Here is a 16,768-nt window from a genome sequence, read left to right as displayed (position 1 = left end):
AGACCGGGTGAACGGTCGGGTGCACGATCGGGGGTGACCATCCCACCAATCGCTCGTTCTGCGTAATGTGCGCCGCCCCCAAGATGTCCTCAGCCGCCCCCGCAAGCCCACCGACGCCCCCGCCGCCGCGCCCCCGGCCGACCCCACCGTCGCCGTCGGCGTGGAGCAGGCCGAGGCCGCGCTCGTCGAGCACTACCCGAGACTCGTCCGGCTCGCGTACCTGGTGCTCCCGCCCCACCTCGGCCGCAACCGCCGGGTGCTGACCGCCCACTCCCTGGTCCAGCGCTCCCTCCCGCGCGGTCGTACCGGTCGTACGCCCGAGGCCGTCGTCACCCTTCCCGGACCCCGCCGGCCCGAGGGCGAGCGCCAGGGCAGCGGGCACGCGTTCGTACGGCAGCAGGTGCTCAAGCAGGCGCTGGAGGCCGAACCGCCGCTGCTGCGCAAGGCCTGGCCCAAGCGGGCCCAGCTGCCGCCCGTGCTGCCGCAGGTGTGGGGGGTGCGGCTGTTCCCCAAGTCCGGCGGAGCCGACGAACTCGCCCTGGACCAGCGGCTCGCCGCCCTGTCGGGCGCCGGTCGCGCCGCGTACGTACTGCGCGGTCTGGAGCGGCTGGACGATGCGGCGGTACGGAGCGTGCTCGCCGCCGCCGGGGCCGCCGACCCGGACTCCGCGCTCGCGGAGGCCGGCACCGTCGAGCCGTCGCCGCTGCTGGAGTCCGCCGAGTTCGACCCCTGCTCGCTCCAGGCCCGCCCCACCGACCTCATGCGCCGCCGCCAGCACACCCGCATCGGCGTTGCCGCCCTTGCCGCCCTGGTGGTGGGTGCGGTCGTGCTCGGCGGGTCGGGGGAGAGCGGATCGACCGTACGGAATCTCGCCGCCGAAGAGGCCCTGGATCCTGGGCAGTTGACGATCGCTGCGGCCGGGGCGTGGAAGACCTCCGACCGCACCGATTTCTCCGCCTGGCCCGTCCGCGGCTCCCTCACCGACGACAGCGCCCTGCTGCGCCGCGCCCTCGCCACCTGGGCCGACCCCGACGACAGCGTGCGCGTCTCCGCCACCTCGGACACCGCCACCGGTCCCGCCGCAGGCGCCACCCAACTCCTTTACGCGGGCGAGCTGGACGGGGCGCGCGTCGTCGTCCTGTACGACGGGCTGCGGCTCGTGCGGTACGCCGAACCCCTCGCCGGGGGCGCGAGCACGGTCCTCGACTTCGCGCGCGTCGACAGCGCCGACGAAGCCACCGCGGGCGCCGTGGTCGTCTCCCGGACCGACACCACCGTGCGCTATCTGACCGCCCCCTGGGCCGACCGCACCTCCGTGCGCGACCTCCTCGACCCGGCCGCCGCCCCGCGCGCCCTCAAGCGGGCGTCCGACGGTGTCACCGACCCGGTGGCCGCCTCCTCGATGGCCCGCGACTGCACCTCCTGGGACGCCGTCGAGATCCGCGACACCACCGGGGTGCGCACCCTCACCGACCTCGGCGAGCTGGTCCCGGCCCGGCTGACCGCAGGCGCGCCGGAGACTTCCGGGGACCTCAAGTCGGCCACGGACCGGGCGAGTTGGGCCCGTACCGCATGCCAACTGCCGACGCTGCGGTCGCACGGCGTACGCAGCGTGAACGTGTGGACGTACGCCTCCCAGAGCCTGCCCGAGGGCGGCGGCACCGCGAGTTGGGTGTGCACGCGGGCCGAGACCTGGCAGGGGAGCGGCAGCCGGGTGCTCGCCCAGTTCCTGCCGCCCGCCACCGGGCGGCCGACGCCCGGGGCGACCGCCGCGAAGTCCGAGGAGTCCGCCGCGTGCGGGGCCAAGGACCCCCAGGTGCTCGCCGGGGTGCTGTGGAAGTCGAAGAGCGACAAGTGGTACCTGCTGGCCGCCGGGAACGAGGCCGTCACCTCGGTGACGGTGAGCGGCGGCGTCGACGGCACGGCGGACGGCAACGTCCTCGCGGTGCCCGCCAAGCAGGGCGCGCAGGCGCAGCTCAACGGCAAGCTGGCGGACGGCACGAAGCTCGCCTCGCTGAGGTAGAGGGCCCGTAGCGAGCCGATGGTGATCGCGTGGCGTCAAAGTTCTGGCTGCACAGACCTGTTGCCCAGGCCGTACCCGTCAGTACATTGACGCCATGTCTAATACGCAGCAGGGGCCGGCCCCGGTGGCGTCGGAGTGGACGCCGCTGAAGGCCCGCAACGTGTCCTTCGACTGGGCGGACACCCCGCTCCACTGGCTCCCCGGCCAGCCGTTCGCCACGCACACCATCAACGTCCTGCACCTGCTGCTCCCGGCGGGGGAGCGGTGGTTCGTGCACGTCTACAAGCAGGCGCTGCCGCTGATCACGGATGACCGGCTGCGCAGGGACGTCGTCGGGTTCATCGGCCAGGAGGCCATGCACTCCCAGGCCCACGACGACGTCCTGCCGCACCTCAAGGCCCAGGGGCTCGACCCGACCCCCTACACCGCACAGGTCGACTGGCTCTTCGAGAAGCTCCTCGGCGACCGCACGCTGCCGCCCGGCAAGCCGCGCAAGTGGTGGCTGATCGAGCGCATCGCGATCATCGCGGCCATCGAGCACTACACCGCCTTCCTCGGCGACTGGATCCTCAACGCCGACGAACTCGACCGGCGCGGCGCCGACCCCACCATGCTCGACCTGCTGCGCTGGCACGGCGCCGAGGAGGTCGAACACCGTTCGGTGGCCTTCGAGTTGTTCCAGCACGTCGACGGCGGCTACGCGCGCCGCGCCCGCACCTGGGCCACCGCCTTCACCGCGCTCGTCTTCCTCTGGCAGCGCGGCTCCCGCTTCTTCATGGAGAACGACCCGTCGCTGGGCGGTACGGGCCGGGCCCGCGTCTCCGATTTCGTACGGGACGGGCGGCGCGGCCTGCTGCCGTCGACCGGAGCCATGGTGAAGTCCATCCCCCGCTATCTGAGCCGCAGTTACCACCCCTCCCAGGAGGGCAGCACCGCCCAGGCCGTCGCCTACCTCGCCTCGTCCCCCGCAGCGCTCGCCGCAGAGGCCCGCACCTCCGGAGGTTCCTGACCCATGCCCCGCGTCCGTACGTATCTGATCGCGGCCGGTGCCGCCTCGCTCGCCGTCGTCGCCCGGCGGGCCCTGCGCGGCCGCGTCCAGGAGTCGCCGCTGTGGCCCATGCCCGCACTGGAGGAACCCATATCGGGGCAGCGGCGGTCCTCCGGGACGACCCGCGTCCTGGTCAGCGGGCGGTCCGAGCCCGCCGAAGGCGTCGTACAACTCCACCTGGAGGCCATGGATGCCGGTGACCTGCCGCCCTGGGAGCCGGGTGCGCACCTGGACCTGGTGCTGCCGTCGGGTCTCGTACGGCAGTACTCGCTCTGCGGCGACCCGGCCGACCGGGCCTCGTACACCGTCGCCACCCGCCTGATCACCGAGGAGACGGGTGGCCGGGGCGGGTCGCTGGAGGTGCACGAGCAGATCCACGAGGGGTCGGAGCTGGAGGTGCGCGGGCCGCGCAACCGCTTCGCGCTGGTCGAGTCCGCGTCGTACGTCTTCGTGGCGGGCGGCATCGGGATCACCCCGCTGCTGCCCATGCTGCGGGCGGCCGAGGCGGCGGGCGCGGAGTGGCGGCTGCTGTACGGCGGGCGCAGCCGGGCCACGATGCCGTTCCTGGAGGAGGTCGAGAAGCTGGGCGTCTCCTCGGAGCGGGTGCGGATCGTCGCCGAGGACGAGGACGGGCTGCCGGACCTCGGTGCCCTGTGGGCGGATGTGCCGCAGGGGACGGCCGTGTACGCGTGCGGACCGGAGGGGCTCCTGGGAGCGGTGGAGGGATCGCTGCCGGAGCACTGCTCGTTGCACGTCGAACGCTTCGCGCCGGGCGCGAACGCCGGGGGCTCCGGCGCGTTCGAGGTGGAGCTGCGCAGGAGCGGCGAGGTGGTGCGGGTGGCGGCCGACCAGTCGGTGCTCGCTGCATTGAAGCCGGTCGTGCCGAACGTCTCGTACTCCTGTGAACAGGGCTTCTGCGGGACCTGCCAGCAGCGGGTCATCGAGGGCGAGATCGACCACCGCGACGAACTGCTGACGGACTCCGAGCGGGACGACTCGCTGCTGATCTGCGTCTCGCGGGCGGCGGGGGAGCGGCTGGTTCTCGACTTGTAGGCCGCGCGGGGACGGGGGCCGGGCGAAGATCCGTACCGGCCCCTGGGGGTCCCCCGGGGGAGGAGGGAAGGTTAGGCTGGGGGGATGACGACCGGGGTGCGCCGCAGGATGGGCGTCGAAGAGCGCAGGCAGCAACTGATCGGCGTGGCGCTGGAGTTGTTCAGCCATCGCTCGCCCGACGAGGTCTCGATCGACGAGATAGCCGCCGCCGCGGGAATCTCCCGGCCCCTCGTCTACCACTACTTCCCCGGCAAGCAGAGCCTGTACGAAGCCGCCCTGCGGCGCGCCGCCGACGAGCTGGCCGCCCGCTTCAATGAACCCCACGAAGGCCCGCTGGGGGCACGGCTGTTGAGGGTCATGAGCCGCTTCTTCGGCTTCGTGGACGAGCACGGGCCCGGCTTCTCCGCGCTCATGCGGGGCGGCCCCGCGGTCGGCTCCTCGACCACGAACGCGATGATCGACGAGGTGCGGCAGGCCGCGTACGAGCAGATCCTCGACCACCTGGGCGTCGGCGACCCGCCCGCCCGGCTCGCCCTGGTCGTACGGTCCTGGGTCTCGCTCGCCGAGTCGACGGCGCTCCTGTGGCTCGACGGTCGGGAAATCCCGCGCGCGGAGCTGGAGTTGCAGCTCGTCCACGACTTCGCCGCGCTGATGGCGGTCAGCGCGGCGTACGACCCGGCGACGGCACAGATCGTCGTACGGATACTGGCCGACGAGCCGCAGGACGGGCCGTTCGGGGAACTGGTGGGGCGGCTGGTGGGGCTGGTGGCCGCGCTGCCGGTGGTGCCGGGGCAGCGCGAGGCTTCCGAGTAGGGGGCACGGGGGTCACTTGTAGGTGACCGTGACGTCCTTGAACCCGAGGGAGCGCAGGAGCCCCTGGAGCATGCTCGTCGTGTTCTTCTCGGCACGGGCGGTCAGTCCGCTCTCCTTGGCGGCCTCGCCGATGCGCTGGGCGGCCAGCTTGTGGACGGCCTGCTCGTCGTTCGGGTTGTCGGAGAAGAAGTCGCCGAGGCGGTCCAGGAGACCGCGCTGCTTGGAGACCGCGTAGGAGCGGTCCGGGTCGAGGGCCGGCTTGCCGAGGGTGGCGTGGGGGAGCCGGATGGTGGCCGCGGTGCGGTCCTCGTTGACGGTGACGTCGTCCTTGCCGAGCCCGCCCATCGCGACGCTCGCGCCGACGGTGCCCGCGCCGACGTACAGCGTGCGGGTGCCGCGGATGGCGTCCGGGAGGAACTTGGCGTCCTTCTCCAGATCGACCACCACCTGGAAATTGCCCGCCGCCGCCTCGTAACTGCTCATGTCCTGAAGGGACTTGAGGACGGCGGGACCGGTGCGGTCCTTGGTCTCGGTGCCGAACAGCTCACCGAGCCCCGGGATCAGGAACAGCCGGGTGCCGAGCAGAAGGACGGCGACCAGGGCGAGCAGGACGCCGGGAATCTTGATCCAGAGGGGGACGCGGCGGGGGTGGACGGGGGCGGGTGCCGCCGACCGGGGACTCTCGGTCTCCCCGGCCCCGGGCGGCGCTTGGGTGCGGTCCATACGTGCCGGGTGCCCGCTGCGGGGCCCTTTTACGCGGGACCGCCCTCTTCCCTCGCCCCCTTGGGCCGCCCTCTCCGCCTCGTCCCCTTGGGCGGCGGGGCCGCCCCCCCGGGGGCGGGACGGGCGGGCAAGGGGGCGGTACGCCCGATCCGGGCCCGCCCCGGCACCGGCCCCTGCCCGCGCCCCCGGCACCGGCCGAGCCCGGCACCGGCCCTCTCGCCACCGGCCGCCCAGGCCCCCGTACCGGCTACGCCCCCTGCGTCAGGCGGACCCGCAGCCGCGCGACCGCCTCGTCCTCGATCCCCAGCCCGTCCCGGACGTACGCCTCCATCGACCCGTACTTCGCCTCCACCTCCGCCAGCGCCGTCTTCAGGTACTCGGGCACCACCCCGATGATCGCCTGCGCGATCTCCGGGTCGCCCCCCTTCGCGACGAAGCCCTCGATCAGCGGCTCGAACGCCGCCCGCACCGCCGGATTCACCGCCAGGTACTCCGCCTCCACGGTCTCGGGCGAGGCCCCCAGCAGGGTCAGCACGACCGTCGCCGCCCACCCCGTGCGGTCCTTGCCCGCCGTGCAGTGGAAGAGCAGCGGCCCCGCGTCCGGCGCGGTCAGTTCGAGGAGGAAGGCACGGTAGGCGGCCCGCGCCGAGTCCGAGGAGACCAGGGCGCGGTAGGTGTCCGCGAAGAGGGCCTGGGCGCGACCGCCGCCCAGGTGCTCCTCCGCCAGCGCCGGGTCGCCCAGCACGTTCTTCAGCTGCGCCGCCGCCGGCTTGTCGTCCACGTCCCCGCGCGCCACCGCCGACGCGATCGTGTCGGCCAGCGCGTCCGCGACCACCAGCCGCGCCCCGGCCGGAACCCGGTCCGGGTAGTCCGTCCGCTCGGCCGTGCTGCGGAAGTCCACGATCGTCGTGATGCCCAGCTCCGCCACCACCGGGTCCGTCTCCGGGTCCATCCGGTCCAGCTGCCCGGCCCGCAGCACCAGGCCCGGGCGGACGGTGCGGCCGTCGGCGAGCGGGAGACCGCCCAGGTCGCGGAGGTTGGCGACGGTGGTTGACGCGAGTGCGGTCATGGGGGTGGGGCTCCTGGGGGTGCAAGGGACCAATGGGGTGTTTTCAGCCACCGTACGTGGCCCCCTGTCAGGCGGCTCGACGGCCCCCGGCCAGCACCGACCCCAGCCCGATGCCCAGCGCGAGCGCGGCGAAGTGGCCGACGTCGGTGAAGGTGGGGCGGTCCTTGTTGAGCAGCGGGCGGGCCCCGAGGGCGAGCAGCCCCGCGCGGGCCGCCAGCCGCAGCGGCCCCCGCGGCACCGCCACCGTCAGCGCGCCCAGGACCGTGTTGAAGCCGTAGCTGGCGCCCACGTCCACCGCCGAGCGCGTCGCCGGGTCCGCGCCGGTCGCGCGCAGGCCCCCGTACACCAGGAGCGTGGCGGCGGTGTGCCCGAGCAGGAAGACCCCGGCCGCCCACCAGGCCCCGTACGCGTACTCGGCGTACCCGAGGACCGCGAGCAGCAGCAGCGCGTACGGCAGCGGCATCGGCTCCTCGACGACGAGCGCGCTGGTCAGGAGGGTCTCCCAGCGGCCCGCTTCGAGCTGGTCGACGTTGGTGGAGCAGGAGCGCAGGAAGTCGTGGCGGGGGCCGGGCTCGGGCAGGTGCCGCAGCGCGGCGTGCGCGCCGAGCTGCACGCCGCCGACGTACGCGGGGGCGAGGACGGGGAGGTCCGAGAGGTGCATGGGGGCATGATCGCGCACGCCGGTTAACGGGGGTGTCAGAACGGGCCGTTCGGACCGTTCCGCCTCGCCGATCACGCCCGGCGCGCCACGATGGGCGGATGCGCAAGCGAACGGCTGCCGTGGTGTGCGGGCTCCTGCTCGGGCTGGCGGGGTGCGGGGGGCCGCCGCCCCCGCCGGCCGAGGCCACCGGGACCCTGGAGGAGCTCGCGGCACGGGCGGGGTGCGTGCCCGACCTCGACCTGGACGCGGCGGAGATCCGGCAGGCCAACTGCCGTACGGGAGCGTCCCGTTACGTCCTCGTCGCCTTCGCCACCGACCGAGGACGGGCGGAGTGGCTCGACCAGGCCGACGACTACGGCGGTACGTACCTGGTCGCCCGCAAGTGGGTCGCCGTCGCAGACGAACCCACCCTGACCTCCCTCCGCACCCACCTGGGCGGAACCCTCCACCTGTCGGGCGAGGGGGCGCACGGGGAGCATGCGGAGCCTGGGGGGCATGGGGGTCACGCGTCCCACGCCCCGTAGCCCTCACTCAGCGGCACCGCTGCCCGGTGTTGATGCAGCGCACCATCCGCCCCATCACCCCCTCGTCGAACACGTTGATGAAGTCCCCGTGGTCCGTCACCGGCTTGTGCAACTGCTCCGGGAAGGAGTCCACGGCGAACCCCGGCCCCTTCGGCACCGCGTACACCACCCGCTGCACCAGCTGCGGAATCGGCTGGAAGCCCAGCGCGCACGACCCGTCCTGCCGGGCGAACGCCACGTGCGTGCGGTGGTTGGCGCTGTCCGCGTTCCGCCCGTCCCAGCAGCTCTGGAACCGGAAGGTCCGCACGACCTGGCTGCCGCGCGGGCAGATCGGGTACTTGTCCTTCAGCTGCCGGTTCTCGAATCCCGTACAGCTCCACGACGCATTCGCATTCGTCGTGCCGTTGGTGAACGCCTTCGCGTCCCCGGTGATGATCCGCAGGAAGCGCGGCATCGCCGTCACCTTGCCCGTCGGATTTCCGACGAAATCGAGGGTGACCTGTCGCGGCGTCTGGATCTCTCCGGTGTTCTGGTCCTTTCCGCCGCCGTCCGCGTTCGCGTCGTCCTCCGCCTTTCCGTTCTGAAGTCGCAGAACGGGCCAGTAGTACGTCGAGCGGTCACCCGGATTTCGGCAGGTCGTCCGCCCGGACGCCAGAATGTCGTCACTCGCGAAAGCGTCCGTCGCCTGATTCCCGACGTAATCGTGCATGTGGTGGGCGCCATTGCTCACACCGGGAGCGACGATGACGTTATCGGGATTGAATTTGCCGTTTTCGTTCCGGCCGCAGAAGGTGCTGAACGTGCCCTTGCTGGCCCCGCGCCGATTGCGCACCTGCGGCGCGTTGGGGCGTACGGAGCGGATGTCGACGAAGTCGGAGCGGTCCGGACCGTTGCCCTGCCGGGGGGCGGTCCCGTCGGGGGCGTTGCCCTGCCGGGTCCCGTCGGGGGCGCTCTCCTGCGGGGAGTTCTCAGAGCCGGAGCCCTCGGCGTCCTCGGAGCCCTTGCTGCCCTCGGTGTCCTTGGTGCCCTGCATCGTGCACCCCGCCAGCCCCTCCAGCCCCTGCGGCCGGTCCGCCTCCGCCTGGCGCTCGACCGCGTCCGCGATCCGCGTCAGCGACGCCGCCCGCTGCTCCTTCAGCGAGCCCAGCACGGCGTCCTGGTCCGCGCCGCTGCCCGCCTCCGCGAACTTGGCGTACGCCTCCGTGAGGCGGCTGTCCATGGCCGCCAGCTCCCGGTCGACCTCCTGCCGGGCCCCCTGCGGCACGTCGGGAAGCGCATTCGACACGTCGGGGCAATTGATCGTCCCCGTACGCGGTCCTGCGGCCGACGGTAATGCGGACGGTTCCTCCGTCGCGGAGGCGTGCACATTCAGGGCGATCAATCCGCCCCCGCCGAGAACGAGCGCGGCACTCGCCGCAATCGCCCGCTTCGCCAGAGGGGAACGCTTGTGCTGTTTCGGTCGTGAGGTGGTGCGTTCTGTCTTGCCCATGGGATTCCTTCGGGGGATGTGCGATCTTCGCGCTGTGCTACTGCCGGGCGAAGTCCCATACGTACGCGGGGAACGACGCGTTCAATCGTTTCCCATGCGTCCCGCGAATTCGGCGGAATCCATCAATTGCGGCGAAGTGCCCTCATGCCTTGAGCGCCCGCTGATAAAGCGCCCTCGCCGGAGATCCGAAGAGCGCCGCCGTCGATTCGGCGTCGGTGTCGCCGCCGCTCAGCACGCCGATCAGCTTGCCGGGACGGTCCGGACCCCGGTAGTCCGTCAGCCAGGGGCTGCCGCTGGTGCCGTTCCAGAAGCCCGCGCACTCCATGCGCACCATGCCCGGCAGGTCCTTGTCGGCGTGGCTGTCGGTGGTGCAGGTGACGGGGCGGTTGTCGGGGTTGTGGTCGGACTCCGGGTAGCCGACGACGGTCACCTGCCGGTCGGGGCCCGAGTCCCAGTCGAGCTCGGCGGCGCCCACGACCTCCTGCACGTTGCGCCCCTGCCCGTCCGGCTCCAGGGCCAGGAAGGCGAAGTCGTACGGATCGTCCTCCTGCTCCTGCCACCGGTCGTCGACCTGTACGGAACGCACCTTCCAGGCGCCGTACGGCTGCTTGCCCACGCCCTCGCCCGAGAAGCCGGGGGCGAAGAAGATCGTGCGTGGCTCGGAGCTGTCCGTCTCGTACACGCAGTGTGCTGCGGTGGCCACGATGTTGCCCTGGGGGCTGTCCACGACGCTGGCCGTGCACCAGTGCTCCTCGCCGTCGACGAGGACGCCGATGAACGGCGGGTAGTCGATGACCGCGGCCGACTTCTGCGGCACGGGCGAGGTGCCCGGCTCCAGCCGGGGCGCCGAGGCGACCGGCCCGCCGCACGCGCTGACCAGCATCATCAGCGCCAGGCCACCGGCCGCGGCGGCACCCCGCGCTCTCGACATCCAGCGTTCACCCACGTCGGCAGTCTCCTCGCCCACTCGCATCCGGCCACGCGCTGACAGGTTAGGCATGTGTCCCGAGAATGTCGTGGTTACGCGGTTGAGCTGCGGGAAGCGACGTGTTTCACAGCAACCCGACAGCTCCCCGGCCCCCGCGCCCCTACCGGTCGAGATACGCCAGCACCGCCAGCACCCGGCGGTTGTCGTCGTCCGACACCGTCAGGTCCAGCTTCCCGAAGATGTTCGACGTGTGCTTGGCCACCGCCCGCTCCGTCACGAAGAGCTGCGCCGCTATCGCCGCGTTGGAGCGGCCCTGCGCCATCAGCTCCATCACCTCCTTCTCGCGGGGCGTGAGCTGGGCCATCGGCCGGTCCTGCGCCCGCCGCGACAGCAGCTGCTGGATGACCTGCGGGTCCATGGCCGTGCCGCCCGCAGCCACCCGCCGCACCGCGTCGATGAACTGCTCCGCGTCGAAGACCCGGTCCTTCAGCAGGTACCCGATGCCCCCGTTCCCGTCCGCGAGCAGCTCGCGCGCGTACAACTGCTCCACGTGCTGGGACAGCACGAGCACGGGCAGCCCCGGCTTCGCCCGCCGGGCCGCCAGCGCGCACTGGAGGCCCTCGTCGGTGTGCGACGGCGGCAGCCGGACGTCGACGACGGCGACGTCCGGCTCCAGCTCCTCGAAGGCACGGGTCAGTTCGGGCCCGGTCTCGACGGCGGCCAGGACCTCGAAGTCGAACGCTTCGAGCATCCTGACCAGGCCGTCGCGGAGGAGAAAGAGATCTTCGGCTAGAAGGACGCGAAGGCTGCGCAAGGAATCTCCATGGTCACCATGGTGGGACCGCCCGCGGGACTGCTGACGGCCAGAACACCGTCGAATGTACCGAGTCGGCGTTCGACCCCGCTCAGCCCGGAGCCCGCCCCGATCCTGGCCCCGCCGCGCCCGTTGTCGGTGACCGAGGCGCGCAGCATCCCGTCCGCGCCGTGCAGGTCGACCCAGATGCGGTCCGCGCCCGAGTGCTTGACCGCGTTGGTGAGCACCTCGCTGACCGCGAAGTACGCCGCCGACTCGACCGGTGCGTCCGCCCGCCCCGGCAGGTCCACCTCGACCTCGGTCTCGATCGGCAGCCGCAGCGCGAGCGCCCGCACCGCGTCGCCGAGGCCGCGCTCGGCCAGTACCGGCGGGTGGATGCCCCGTACGAGATCGCGCAGTTCGGTGAGGGCCTCGGCGGACGACTCGCGGGCCATCGCCAGGAGCTTCTTCGCCTGCGCCGGGTCCTTCTCGACGAGCGCCTCGATGGTGCCCAGGTTCATGCCCATCGCCACCAGCCGGGCCTGTGCGCCGTCGTGCAGGTCGCGCTCGATGCGCCGCAGTTCGGCAGCCGAGGTGTCCACCGCGTCGTGCCGGGTCTCGGTCAGCTTCGCCACGCGCTGGGCGAGGGCGGCCTCCTTGGTCGGGGCGAGGAAGTAGTCGCACAACCGGAAGTGGGCCCGCAGCAGCGTCGTGTTGAAGCTCAGCCCCACGGCCAGGATCACCGCGCCCAGCAGCACGGCGAGCAGCGCGGTGCTCTGGCTGTCGACGGGGATGAAGGCGTACATGTACGGCTCGTTCCGGAAGACCAGCCACAGCCCGCACGCCAGCACGACCGCCTCCAGCGGGTACCAGAGCAGCACGGCGGGCAGGATCGCGGTGGCGAGCCCCGCGATCATGTCCACGAACAGCCACTGGAAGTCCCGCCAGGTCGCGGGGTCCTTGAGCAGGTGCGTGAGCCGCTCCACCTGCCCGGTGACCCCGTCGCGCACGTCCGTCGGCAGCGGCCGGTACGGAACGGCGATCCGCACGCCGGACCATTCGCCCGCGAGCACCCGCCGGCGGTTGGCCCACGCGCGGACCCCGTTCAGGACCAGCGGGGTGGTGAAGACCCCGACGCCGATCATGATGAGTGCCAAGGAGAGCAGCAGCAGGCAGAAGTAGAGGCCCGAGACGACGACGGTGACGACCGACAGTCCGAGCCCGCGGACTCCTGCGAGCGCGGACGCGCGTATCTTCGTGGCATTCATGGTGGTCTGTCCCTCTCCGTCGGCAGCCCGTGCGCCGAGTGCCCCCACAGTCTCTCCGGTGGAGAGGGACGAGGTCATTGGGCCCCACACCCGAAGCGGGGTGTACCCAGCACCACCCCCGGGTCCTACGGGGCGTACTTGTAGCCCACCCGGCGCACCGTCTGGATGCTGCGGCGGTGCTCCGCGCCCAGCTTGCGGCGCAGCCGGGCGATGTGCACGTCCACGGTGCGGCCGTCGCCGACGTGACCGTACCCCCACACCGTGGTCACCAACTGGTCGCGCGTGTGGACCCGGTGGGGGTGCGCCACCAGGTGCGCGAGCAGCTCGAACTCCAGGTACGTGAGGTCCAGGACCCGCCCCTCGACCTCCACGATCCGCCGCGACCCGTCGATCCGCACCGCACCGTGCTGCACGTCCCGCACCGGCCCGGGCACGTGTCCGGCCTCCGGCTCGGCGACGAGCACGGGCGGCGCCTGCTGGGCCGCGTGACTCTGGTCCGCCGGTACGAGGACCAGGTAGCCCACCATCGGCGGGCGGCCCGGCAGCGCGGGCAGCGTGTGCTGGGGCGCGGGCAGCCAAGTGGCCCCGGGCGGAAGGTAGTCGGCGACGTCGTAGGCCGGGCGGATCGGGGCGGCGGCCGGCGCCACCTCGTCGCGGTCCACGGCCCGCAGCCGGTGCCCCGAGGGGCGCAGGGGTTCGTGGACGGTGCGCCGCTGGACCAGGTTCGCGGTCACCGAGGACACGGCGGTGGAAGCGGAGTACGTACGGGGGGTGATGCGGGAGTTCGCCATGGCAGGTCAGCTCTTTCGCGCGGAGGAGACCGCCGCGGAGAGCCGCGCGGCGGTGTGGTGCTTACCTCTCAACTGCGCGCGGACCGAAGGCCGTCGGACCGGGGGACCGGTGCGGAACGGCTTTAGAGGGGCCGCGCGTTCGTCGCGCGACAACAGACCCGGTCGAAGTCATGATGCTGACGGGAAGGCCAGAACGGCTCCAGGTCGAAACGACCCGTAGCGGTGGGGTTCTGGAAGCCGGTCATGGCCCTATTGAAGCATGAGCACGCCAGGGGGTGGAGCCCCACGACCGCTCCGCATCCCGCGCGGGCCCTTCACACCGCGGCCACTCATCCCACCAGCCGCCTGCGCCACTCCAGTTCGGGCAGCAGGATCGACTGCTCCGGCGATCCGTCCCACTCCGCCGCCAGACCCGCCTCGGCCAGTGCTGCCACGACCTCCCGGCCGACCGCCGCCGTCACCGCCGCCGACTTCGCGAACCCGCCGTAGTACAGGGAGAGTCCGCCCCCTGCGGCGGCCGCCGCCGTGCACTGCGTGGGGAAGAACACAAAACCCCGCGCACCCGGTGCGGCCTGCGCCCCGATCTCGTCGAGCCCGCAGGAACGGCAGCACGCGAAGTGCTCCCGGGCGGTGATCCCCCGGCCCTCCAGCGCCCCGAACGCCTCGGTGATCCGCTCGGGGTCCGTCCGCCCCCGCCATCCCCGCTGCTCGGTGAGCCGGGCGAACCACAGCCGGTCCACCACCCGCCAGGTCTGCGGGTACGACACCTCGCCGCCGTACGTCATCTGCACGGCCCGGGCGACCTCGACGCGGTCCAGGTACCCGCAGTCGACCAGCTCCGTGACGTACCGCCCGACGGCCTCGGCCAGCTCCGGCGGCAGGTCGGGTATCGGCTCGGCCCTGGGAGGCGTGTGGTCCTGCCGCTCCCACTCCACGCCCGCGTCCCAGCCGTCCGCCGCACCGCGCGCCCAGCCGGTCACGACGGAGGCGACCGCCTCCGGCCCGGTCAGGGTCGCGGCGAAGTGCCGGTCGGGGCCGCCGTCCCGGTGCTCGACCTCGTACACCCCGCCGTGCTCGTGCCACACCTGCACGTACGAGTCCGGATCGGCGGGTATCCGGCGGACCACCAGGAAGTGGTCGTCGTCCCCGCCGATGCGGTGCACGTACGAGACGAGCGCGTCGGCGGTGACGTGCGCGGCGACCGGTGCGGCGGAGGACTCGGTCGTGACGGTGATGTCGAGGATGTCGGACATGGGTCGAGAGTGACACACGCCACCGACAACGCACGCGCCAAGGGGGTGTTCACCGGACCACTCCGGCGAACACCCCCTGGCTCACGCTTGGCTCATGCTGCGGCGGTTCAGACCTGGCCGGCCTTCTCCAGGGCGGTGCAGCAGGTCTCGACGATCAGACGGGTCACGACGTACGGGTCGACGTTGGCGTTCGGCCGACGGTCCTCGATGTAGCCCTTCTTCTCCTGCGCCACCTGCCACGGAATGCGCACCGAGGCACCACGGTCGGAGACCCCGTAGCTGTACTCGTTCCACGGCGCGGTCTCGTGCAGGCCGGTCAGACGGTCGTCGATGCCCGCGCCGTAGTTCTTGACGTGGTCCATCGGCTTCGAGCCCTCACCCAGCGACTCGCACGCCGTGATGATCGCGTCGTAGCCCTCGCGCATGGCCTTGGTGGAGAAGTTGGTGTGCGCACCGGCGCCGTTCCAGTCGCCCTTCACCGGCTTCGGGTCCAGCGTCGCGGAGACACCGAAGTCCTCGGCGGTGCGGTAGAGCAGCCAGCGCGCGACCCACAGCTGGTCGGAGACCTCCAGCGGGGACAGCGGTCCCACCTGGAACTCCCACTGCCCCGGCATGACCTCGGCGTTGATGCCGGAAATCCCGAGCCCCGCCGCGAGGCAGTGGTCGAGGTGCTTCTCGACGATCTCGCGCCCGAAGATCTCGTCGGCGCCGACACCGCAGTAGTAGCCGCCCTGCGCGGCCGGGAAGCCGCCCGCCGGGAAGCCGAGCGGACGCTCGCCCTCGAAAAAGGTGTACTCCTGCTCGATCCCGAAGATCGGCTTCTGCGCCTCGAACTGCTCGGCCAGCGGCCGCAGTTCGGCCCGCATGTTGGAGGGGTGCGGCGTCATGTCGATGTTCAGCACCTCGCACATGACGAGGATGTCGTTGCCGCCGCGGATCGGGTCCGGGCAGGAGAACACCGGCTTCAGGACGAGGTCCGAGGCGTGCCCCTGGGCCTGGTTCGTGCTCGACCCGTCAAAGCCCCAGAGCGGCAGCGCCGCCCCGTCGGTCAGGATCTTCGTCTTCGAGCGGAGCTTCGCGGTCGGCTCGGTGCCGTCGATCCAGATGTATTCGGCCTTGAACGTCACGACGCCATCCTTTACGGGTTCTTCTGCGCGGCTGCGGGGTGTGCCACCGGTGCGGCGGTGGCGGGTGCGGCCCCGTGCTGCTGCGGTGATGGTCGGCAGCCTGGCAACCCGCGATTTCCCGTCCGTTGCCCGAATGTGAACCCCGTGTTACCTGCCCTTCCGGGCCATGTGACCTCCGTCGCACCCTCGCCCCCGCCCCCTCGCTCCCGGCCCGCCCGGGTGCCGCTCCTGCCCGCACCCCCACCACCCCGGGCCCCAGCCCCCTCGCCCCGTGCAGACTTGACCCCATGACCTCGATCCCGCCCCCCACCCCCCTCCGCATCGGCCTACTCGGCACCGGCCCCTGGGCCACCCGCACCCACGCCCCCGCCCTCGCCGCCCACCCCGGCGTCCACCTCCAGGGCGTCTGGGGCCGCCGCCCCGAAGCGGCCGAAGCCCTCGCCCGTACGCATGCCACCACCGCATACGAAGACCTCGACGCCCTCCTCGCCGACTGCGACGCGGTCGCCGTCGCCCTGCCCCCGGACATCCAGGCCCCCCTGGCCGTCCGCGCCGCGCAGGCGGGCTGCCACCTCCTCCTCGACAAGCCGGTCGCCACCACCGCCGAGGCGGCCCGCGAGGTCGCCGACGCGGTACGGGAAACGGGCGTCGCCTCCGTCGTCTTCTTCACCCTCCGCTTCGCCCCCGGCGTCGCCCCCTGGATCGCCGAACAGGCCGCCGCCGACGGCTGGTTCACCGCCCACGCGCACTGGCTGGGCGCCCTCTTCTCCCCGGGCTCCGACAGCCCGTACGCCGCCTCCCCCTGGCGCGGCGAGAAGGGCGCCCTGTGGGACGTGGGCCCGCACGCCCTCTCCGTACTCCTGCCGGCCCTCGGCGACGTCACCGACCTCACCGCCGCCCCCGGCTCCGCCGACACCGTCCACCTCGTCCTGCGCCACGCCTCGGGCGCCTCCAGCACCACGACCCTCGGCCTGAGCGCCCCTCAGGAGGCCGCCGGCGTCGGCATCGAACTCCGCGGCCGCACCGGCATCCACACCCTCCCCGACCAGTGGGGCCCGGCCACCGACTCCTTCGCCGCCGCCGTCGACGCCCTCCTGGACGCCGTCCGCACCGGCACCCCGCACCCCTGCGACGCCCGCTTCGGCCTGCGCGTCACCGAACTCCTCGCCCAGGCCGAAGCGGCGCTCCCCGCCAAGCCCTGACCG

General features: G+C 72.5%; 16 protein-coding genes. 6 read left to right on the top strand and 10 right to left on the bottom strand.

Annotation, left to right across the window (positions count from 1 at the left end):
- The first annotated feature begins 67 nt into the window (after window positions 1–67).
- The 4 genes from IE269_RS06930 (at window position 68) to IE269_RS06915 (ending at window position 4,937) form a co-directional block, all read left to right on the top strand.
- Window positions 68–2,023, top strand: coding sequence for a hypothetical protein (locus tag IE269_RS06930; RefSeq protein WP_438817635.1), 1,956 nt, complete (start codon window positions 68–70; stop codon window positions 2,021–2,023).
- A 94-nt stretch (window positions 2,024–2,117) separates the two neighbouring features.
- Window positions 2,118–3,032: a metal-dependent hydrolase gene (locus tag IE269_RS06925; RefSeq protein ID WP_189821840.1), complete on the top strand. Its 915-nt coding sequence runs from the start codon at window positions 2,118–2,120 to the stop codon at window positions 3,030–3,032.
- A gap of 3 nt (window positions 3,033–3,035) precedes the next feature.
- Window positions 3,036–4,124 (top strand): PDR/VanB family oxidoreductase, encoded by a 1,089-nt coding sequence (locus IE269_RS06920; protein ID WP_189821839.1) that lies wholly within the window; start codon window positions 3,036–3,038, stop codon window positions 4,122–4,124.
- Between the two features lie 84 nt (window positions 4,125–4,208).
- Entirely contained in the window at window positions 4,209–4,937 is a 729-nt protein-coding gene (locus IE269_RS06915) for a TetR/AcrR family transcriptional regulator (protein ID WP_189821838.1), read from the top strand.
- 12 nt (window positions 4,938–4,949) lie between these two features.
- Here IE269_RS06915 and IE269_RS06910 read toward each other — a convergent pair whose 3' ends face one another.
- The 3 genes from IE269_RS06910 to IE269_RS06900 form a co-directional block, all read right to left on the bottom strand.
- On the bottom strand, window positions 4,950–5,660 hold the full coding sequence (locus IE269_RS06910) for a DUF4230 domain-containing protein (protein WP_189821837.1): 711 nt from the start codon (window positions 5,658–5,660) through the stop codon (window positions 4,950–4,952).
- A gap of 247 nt (window positions 5,661–5,907) precedes the next feature.
- Window positions 5,908–6,729 carry a tyrosine-protein phosphatase gene (locus IE269_RS06905; protein ID WP_189821836.1) on the bottom strand — a complete coding sequence of 274 codons (822 nt, stop codon included), beginning with the start codon at window positions 6,727–6,729 and terminating at the stop codon, window positions 5,908–5,910.
- A 67-nt stretch (window positions 6,730–6,796) separates the two neighbouring features.
- The gene (locus IE269_RS06900; protein WP_189821835.1) at window positions 6,797–7,390 is read right to left on the bottom strand and encodes a rhomboid-like protein; all 594 of its coding nucleotides are present in this window, start codon (window positions 7,388–7,390) and stop codon (window positions 6,797–6,799) included.
- 98 nt (window positions 7,391–7,488) lie between these two features.
- Here IE269_RS06900 and IE269_RS06895 point away from each other — a divergent pair, with 98 nt between their 5' ends.
- Window positions 7,489–7,914, top strand: coding sequence for a hypothetical protein (locus tag IE269_RS06895; RefSeq protein ID WP_189821834.1), 426 nt, complete (start codon window positions 7,489–7,491; stop codon window positions 7,912–7,914).
- Between the two features lie 7 nt (window positions 7,915–7,921).
- Here IE269_RS06895 and IE269_RS06890 read toward each other — a convergent pair whose 3' ends face one another.
- The 7 genes from IE269_RS06890 to glnII all read right to left on the bottom strand — a co-directional run bounded on the left by IE269_RS06890 (window position 7,922) and on the right by glnII (window position 15,563).
- Window positions 7,922–9,403, bottom strand: a complete 1,482-nt coding sequence (locus tag IE269_RS06890; RefSeq protein ID WP_189821833.1) for a DUF1996 domain-containing protein — start codon at window positions 9,401–9,403, stop codon at window positions 7,922–7,924.
- A gap of 142 nt (window positions 9,404–9,545) precedes the next feature.
- A complete protein-coding gene (locus tag IE269_RS06885; protein ID WP_229898279.1) occupies window positions 9,546–10,349 on the bottom strand; it encodes a trypsin-like serine peptidase in 804 nt (267 codons plus the stop codon).
- A gap of 142 nt (window positions 10,350–10,491) precedes the next feature.
- Complete coding sequence (locus IE269_RS06880) at window positions 10,492–11,082, bottom strand: LuxR C-terminal-related transcriptional regulator (protein WP_229898278.1); 591 nt, start codon at window positions 11,080–11,082, stop codon at window positions 10,492–10,494.
- A 38-nt stretch (window positions 11,083–11,120) separates the two neighbouring features.
- Window positions 11,121–12,392: a sensor histidine kinase gene (locus IE269_RS06875; protein WP_189821832.1), complete on the bottom strand. Its 1,272-nt coding sequence runs from the start codon at window positions 12,390–12,392 to the stop codon at window positions 11,121–11,123.
- Window positions 12,393–12,517: 125 nt separating this feature from the next.
- On the bottom strand, window positions 12,518–13,183 hold the full coding sequence (locus IE269_RS06870; RefSeq protein ID WP_189821831.1) for a winged helix-turn-helix domain-containing protein: 666 nt from the start codon (window positions 13,181–13,183) through the stop codon (window positions 12,518–12,520).
- A 329-nt stretch (window positions 13,184–13,512) separates the two neighbouring features.
- The gene (locus IE269_RS06865) at window positions 13,513–14,436 is read right to left on the bottom strand and encodes a DUF6891 domain-containing protein (protein ID WP_308436987.1); all 924 of its coding nucleotides are present in this window, start codon (window positions 14,434–14,436) and stop codon (window positions 13,513–13,515) included.
- 107 nt (window positions 14,437–14,543) lie between these two features.
- Complete coding sequence (gene glnII / locus IE269_RS06860; RefSeq protein ID WP_189821830.1) at window positions 14,544–15,563, bottom strand: glutamine synthetase; 1,020 nt, start codon at window positions 15,561–15,563, stop codon at window positions 14,544–14,546.
- A 287-nt stretch (window positions 15,564–15,850) separates the two neighbouring features.
- Between glnII and IE269_RS06855 the strand changes: the two genes are divergently transcribed.
- Window positions 15,851–16,765: a Gfo/Idh/MocA family protein gene (locus IE269_RS06855; protein WP_189821829.1), complete on the top strand. Its 915-nt coding sequence runs from the start codon at window positions 15,851–15,853 to the stop codon at window positions 16,763–16,765.
- Window positions 16,766–16,768 lie beyond the last annotated feature (3 nt).

This window comes from Streptomyces spiroverticillatus, from assembly GCA_014650415.1.
Classification (GTDB): Bacteria; Actinomycetota; Actinomycetes; order Streptomycetales; family Streptomycetaceae; genus Streptomyces; species Streptomyces spiroverticillatus.
This window is presented reverse-complemented; position numbering and strand designations above follow the sequence as displayed.

Coding starts and splice junctions, on each gene's coding strand:
- IE269_RS06905 (WP_189821836.1), bottom strand. CDS start 6,729: ATGACCGCACTCGCGTCAACCACCGTCGCCAACCTCCGCGACCTGGGC.
- IE269_RS06900 (WP_189821835.1), bottom strand. CDS start 7,390: ATGCACCTCTCGGACCTCCCCGTCCTCGCCCCCGCGTACGTCGGCGGC.
- IE269_RS06855 (WP_189821829.1), top strand. CDS start 15,851: ATGACCTCGATCCCGCCCCCCACCCCCCTCCGCATCGGCCTACTCGGC.
- IE269_RS06895 (WP_189821834.1), top strand. CDS start 7,489: ATGCGCAAGCGAACGGCTGCCGTGGTGTGCGGGCTCCTGCTCGGGCTG.
- IE269_RS06875 (WP_189821832.1), bottom strand. CDS start 12,392: ATGAATGCCACGAAGATACGCGCGTCCGCGCTCGCAGGAGTCCGCGGG.
- IE269_RS06865 (WP_308436987.1), bottom strand. CDS start 14,436: ATGTCCGACATCCTCGACATCACCGTCACGACCGAGTCCTCCGCCGCA.
- IE269_RS06880 (WP_229898278.1), bottom strand. CDS start 11,082: ATGCTCGAAGCGTTCGACTTCGAGGTCCTGGCCGCCGTCGAGACCGGG.
- IE269_RS06890 (WP_189821833.1), bottom strand. CDS start 9,403: ATGGGCAAGACAGAACGCACCACCTCACGACCGAAACAGCACAAGCGT.
- IE269_RS06915 (WP_189821838.1), top strand. CDS start 4,209: ATGACGACCGGGGTGCGCCGCAGGATGGGCGTCGAAGAGCGCAGGCAG.
- IE269_RS06925 (WP_189821840.1), top strand. CDS start 2,118: ATGTCTAATACGCAGCAGGGGCCGGCCCCGGTGGCGTCGGAGTGGACG.
- IE269_RS06910 (WP_189821837.1), bottom strand. CDS start 5,660: ATGGACCGCACCCAAGCGCCGCCCGGGGCCGGGGAGACCGAGAGTCCC.
- IE269_RS06920 (WP_189821839.1), top strand. CDS start 3,036: ATGCCCCGCGTCCGTACGTATCTGATCGCGGCCGGTGCCGCCTCGCTC.
- IE269_RS06870 (WP_189821831.1), bottom strand. CDS start 13,183: ATGGCGAACTCCCGCATCACCCCCCGTACGTACTCCGCTTCCACCGCC.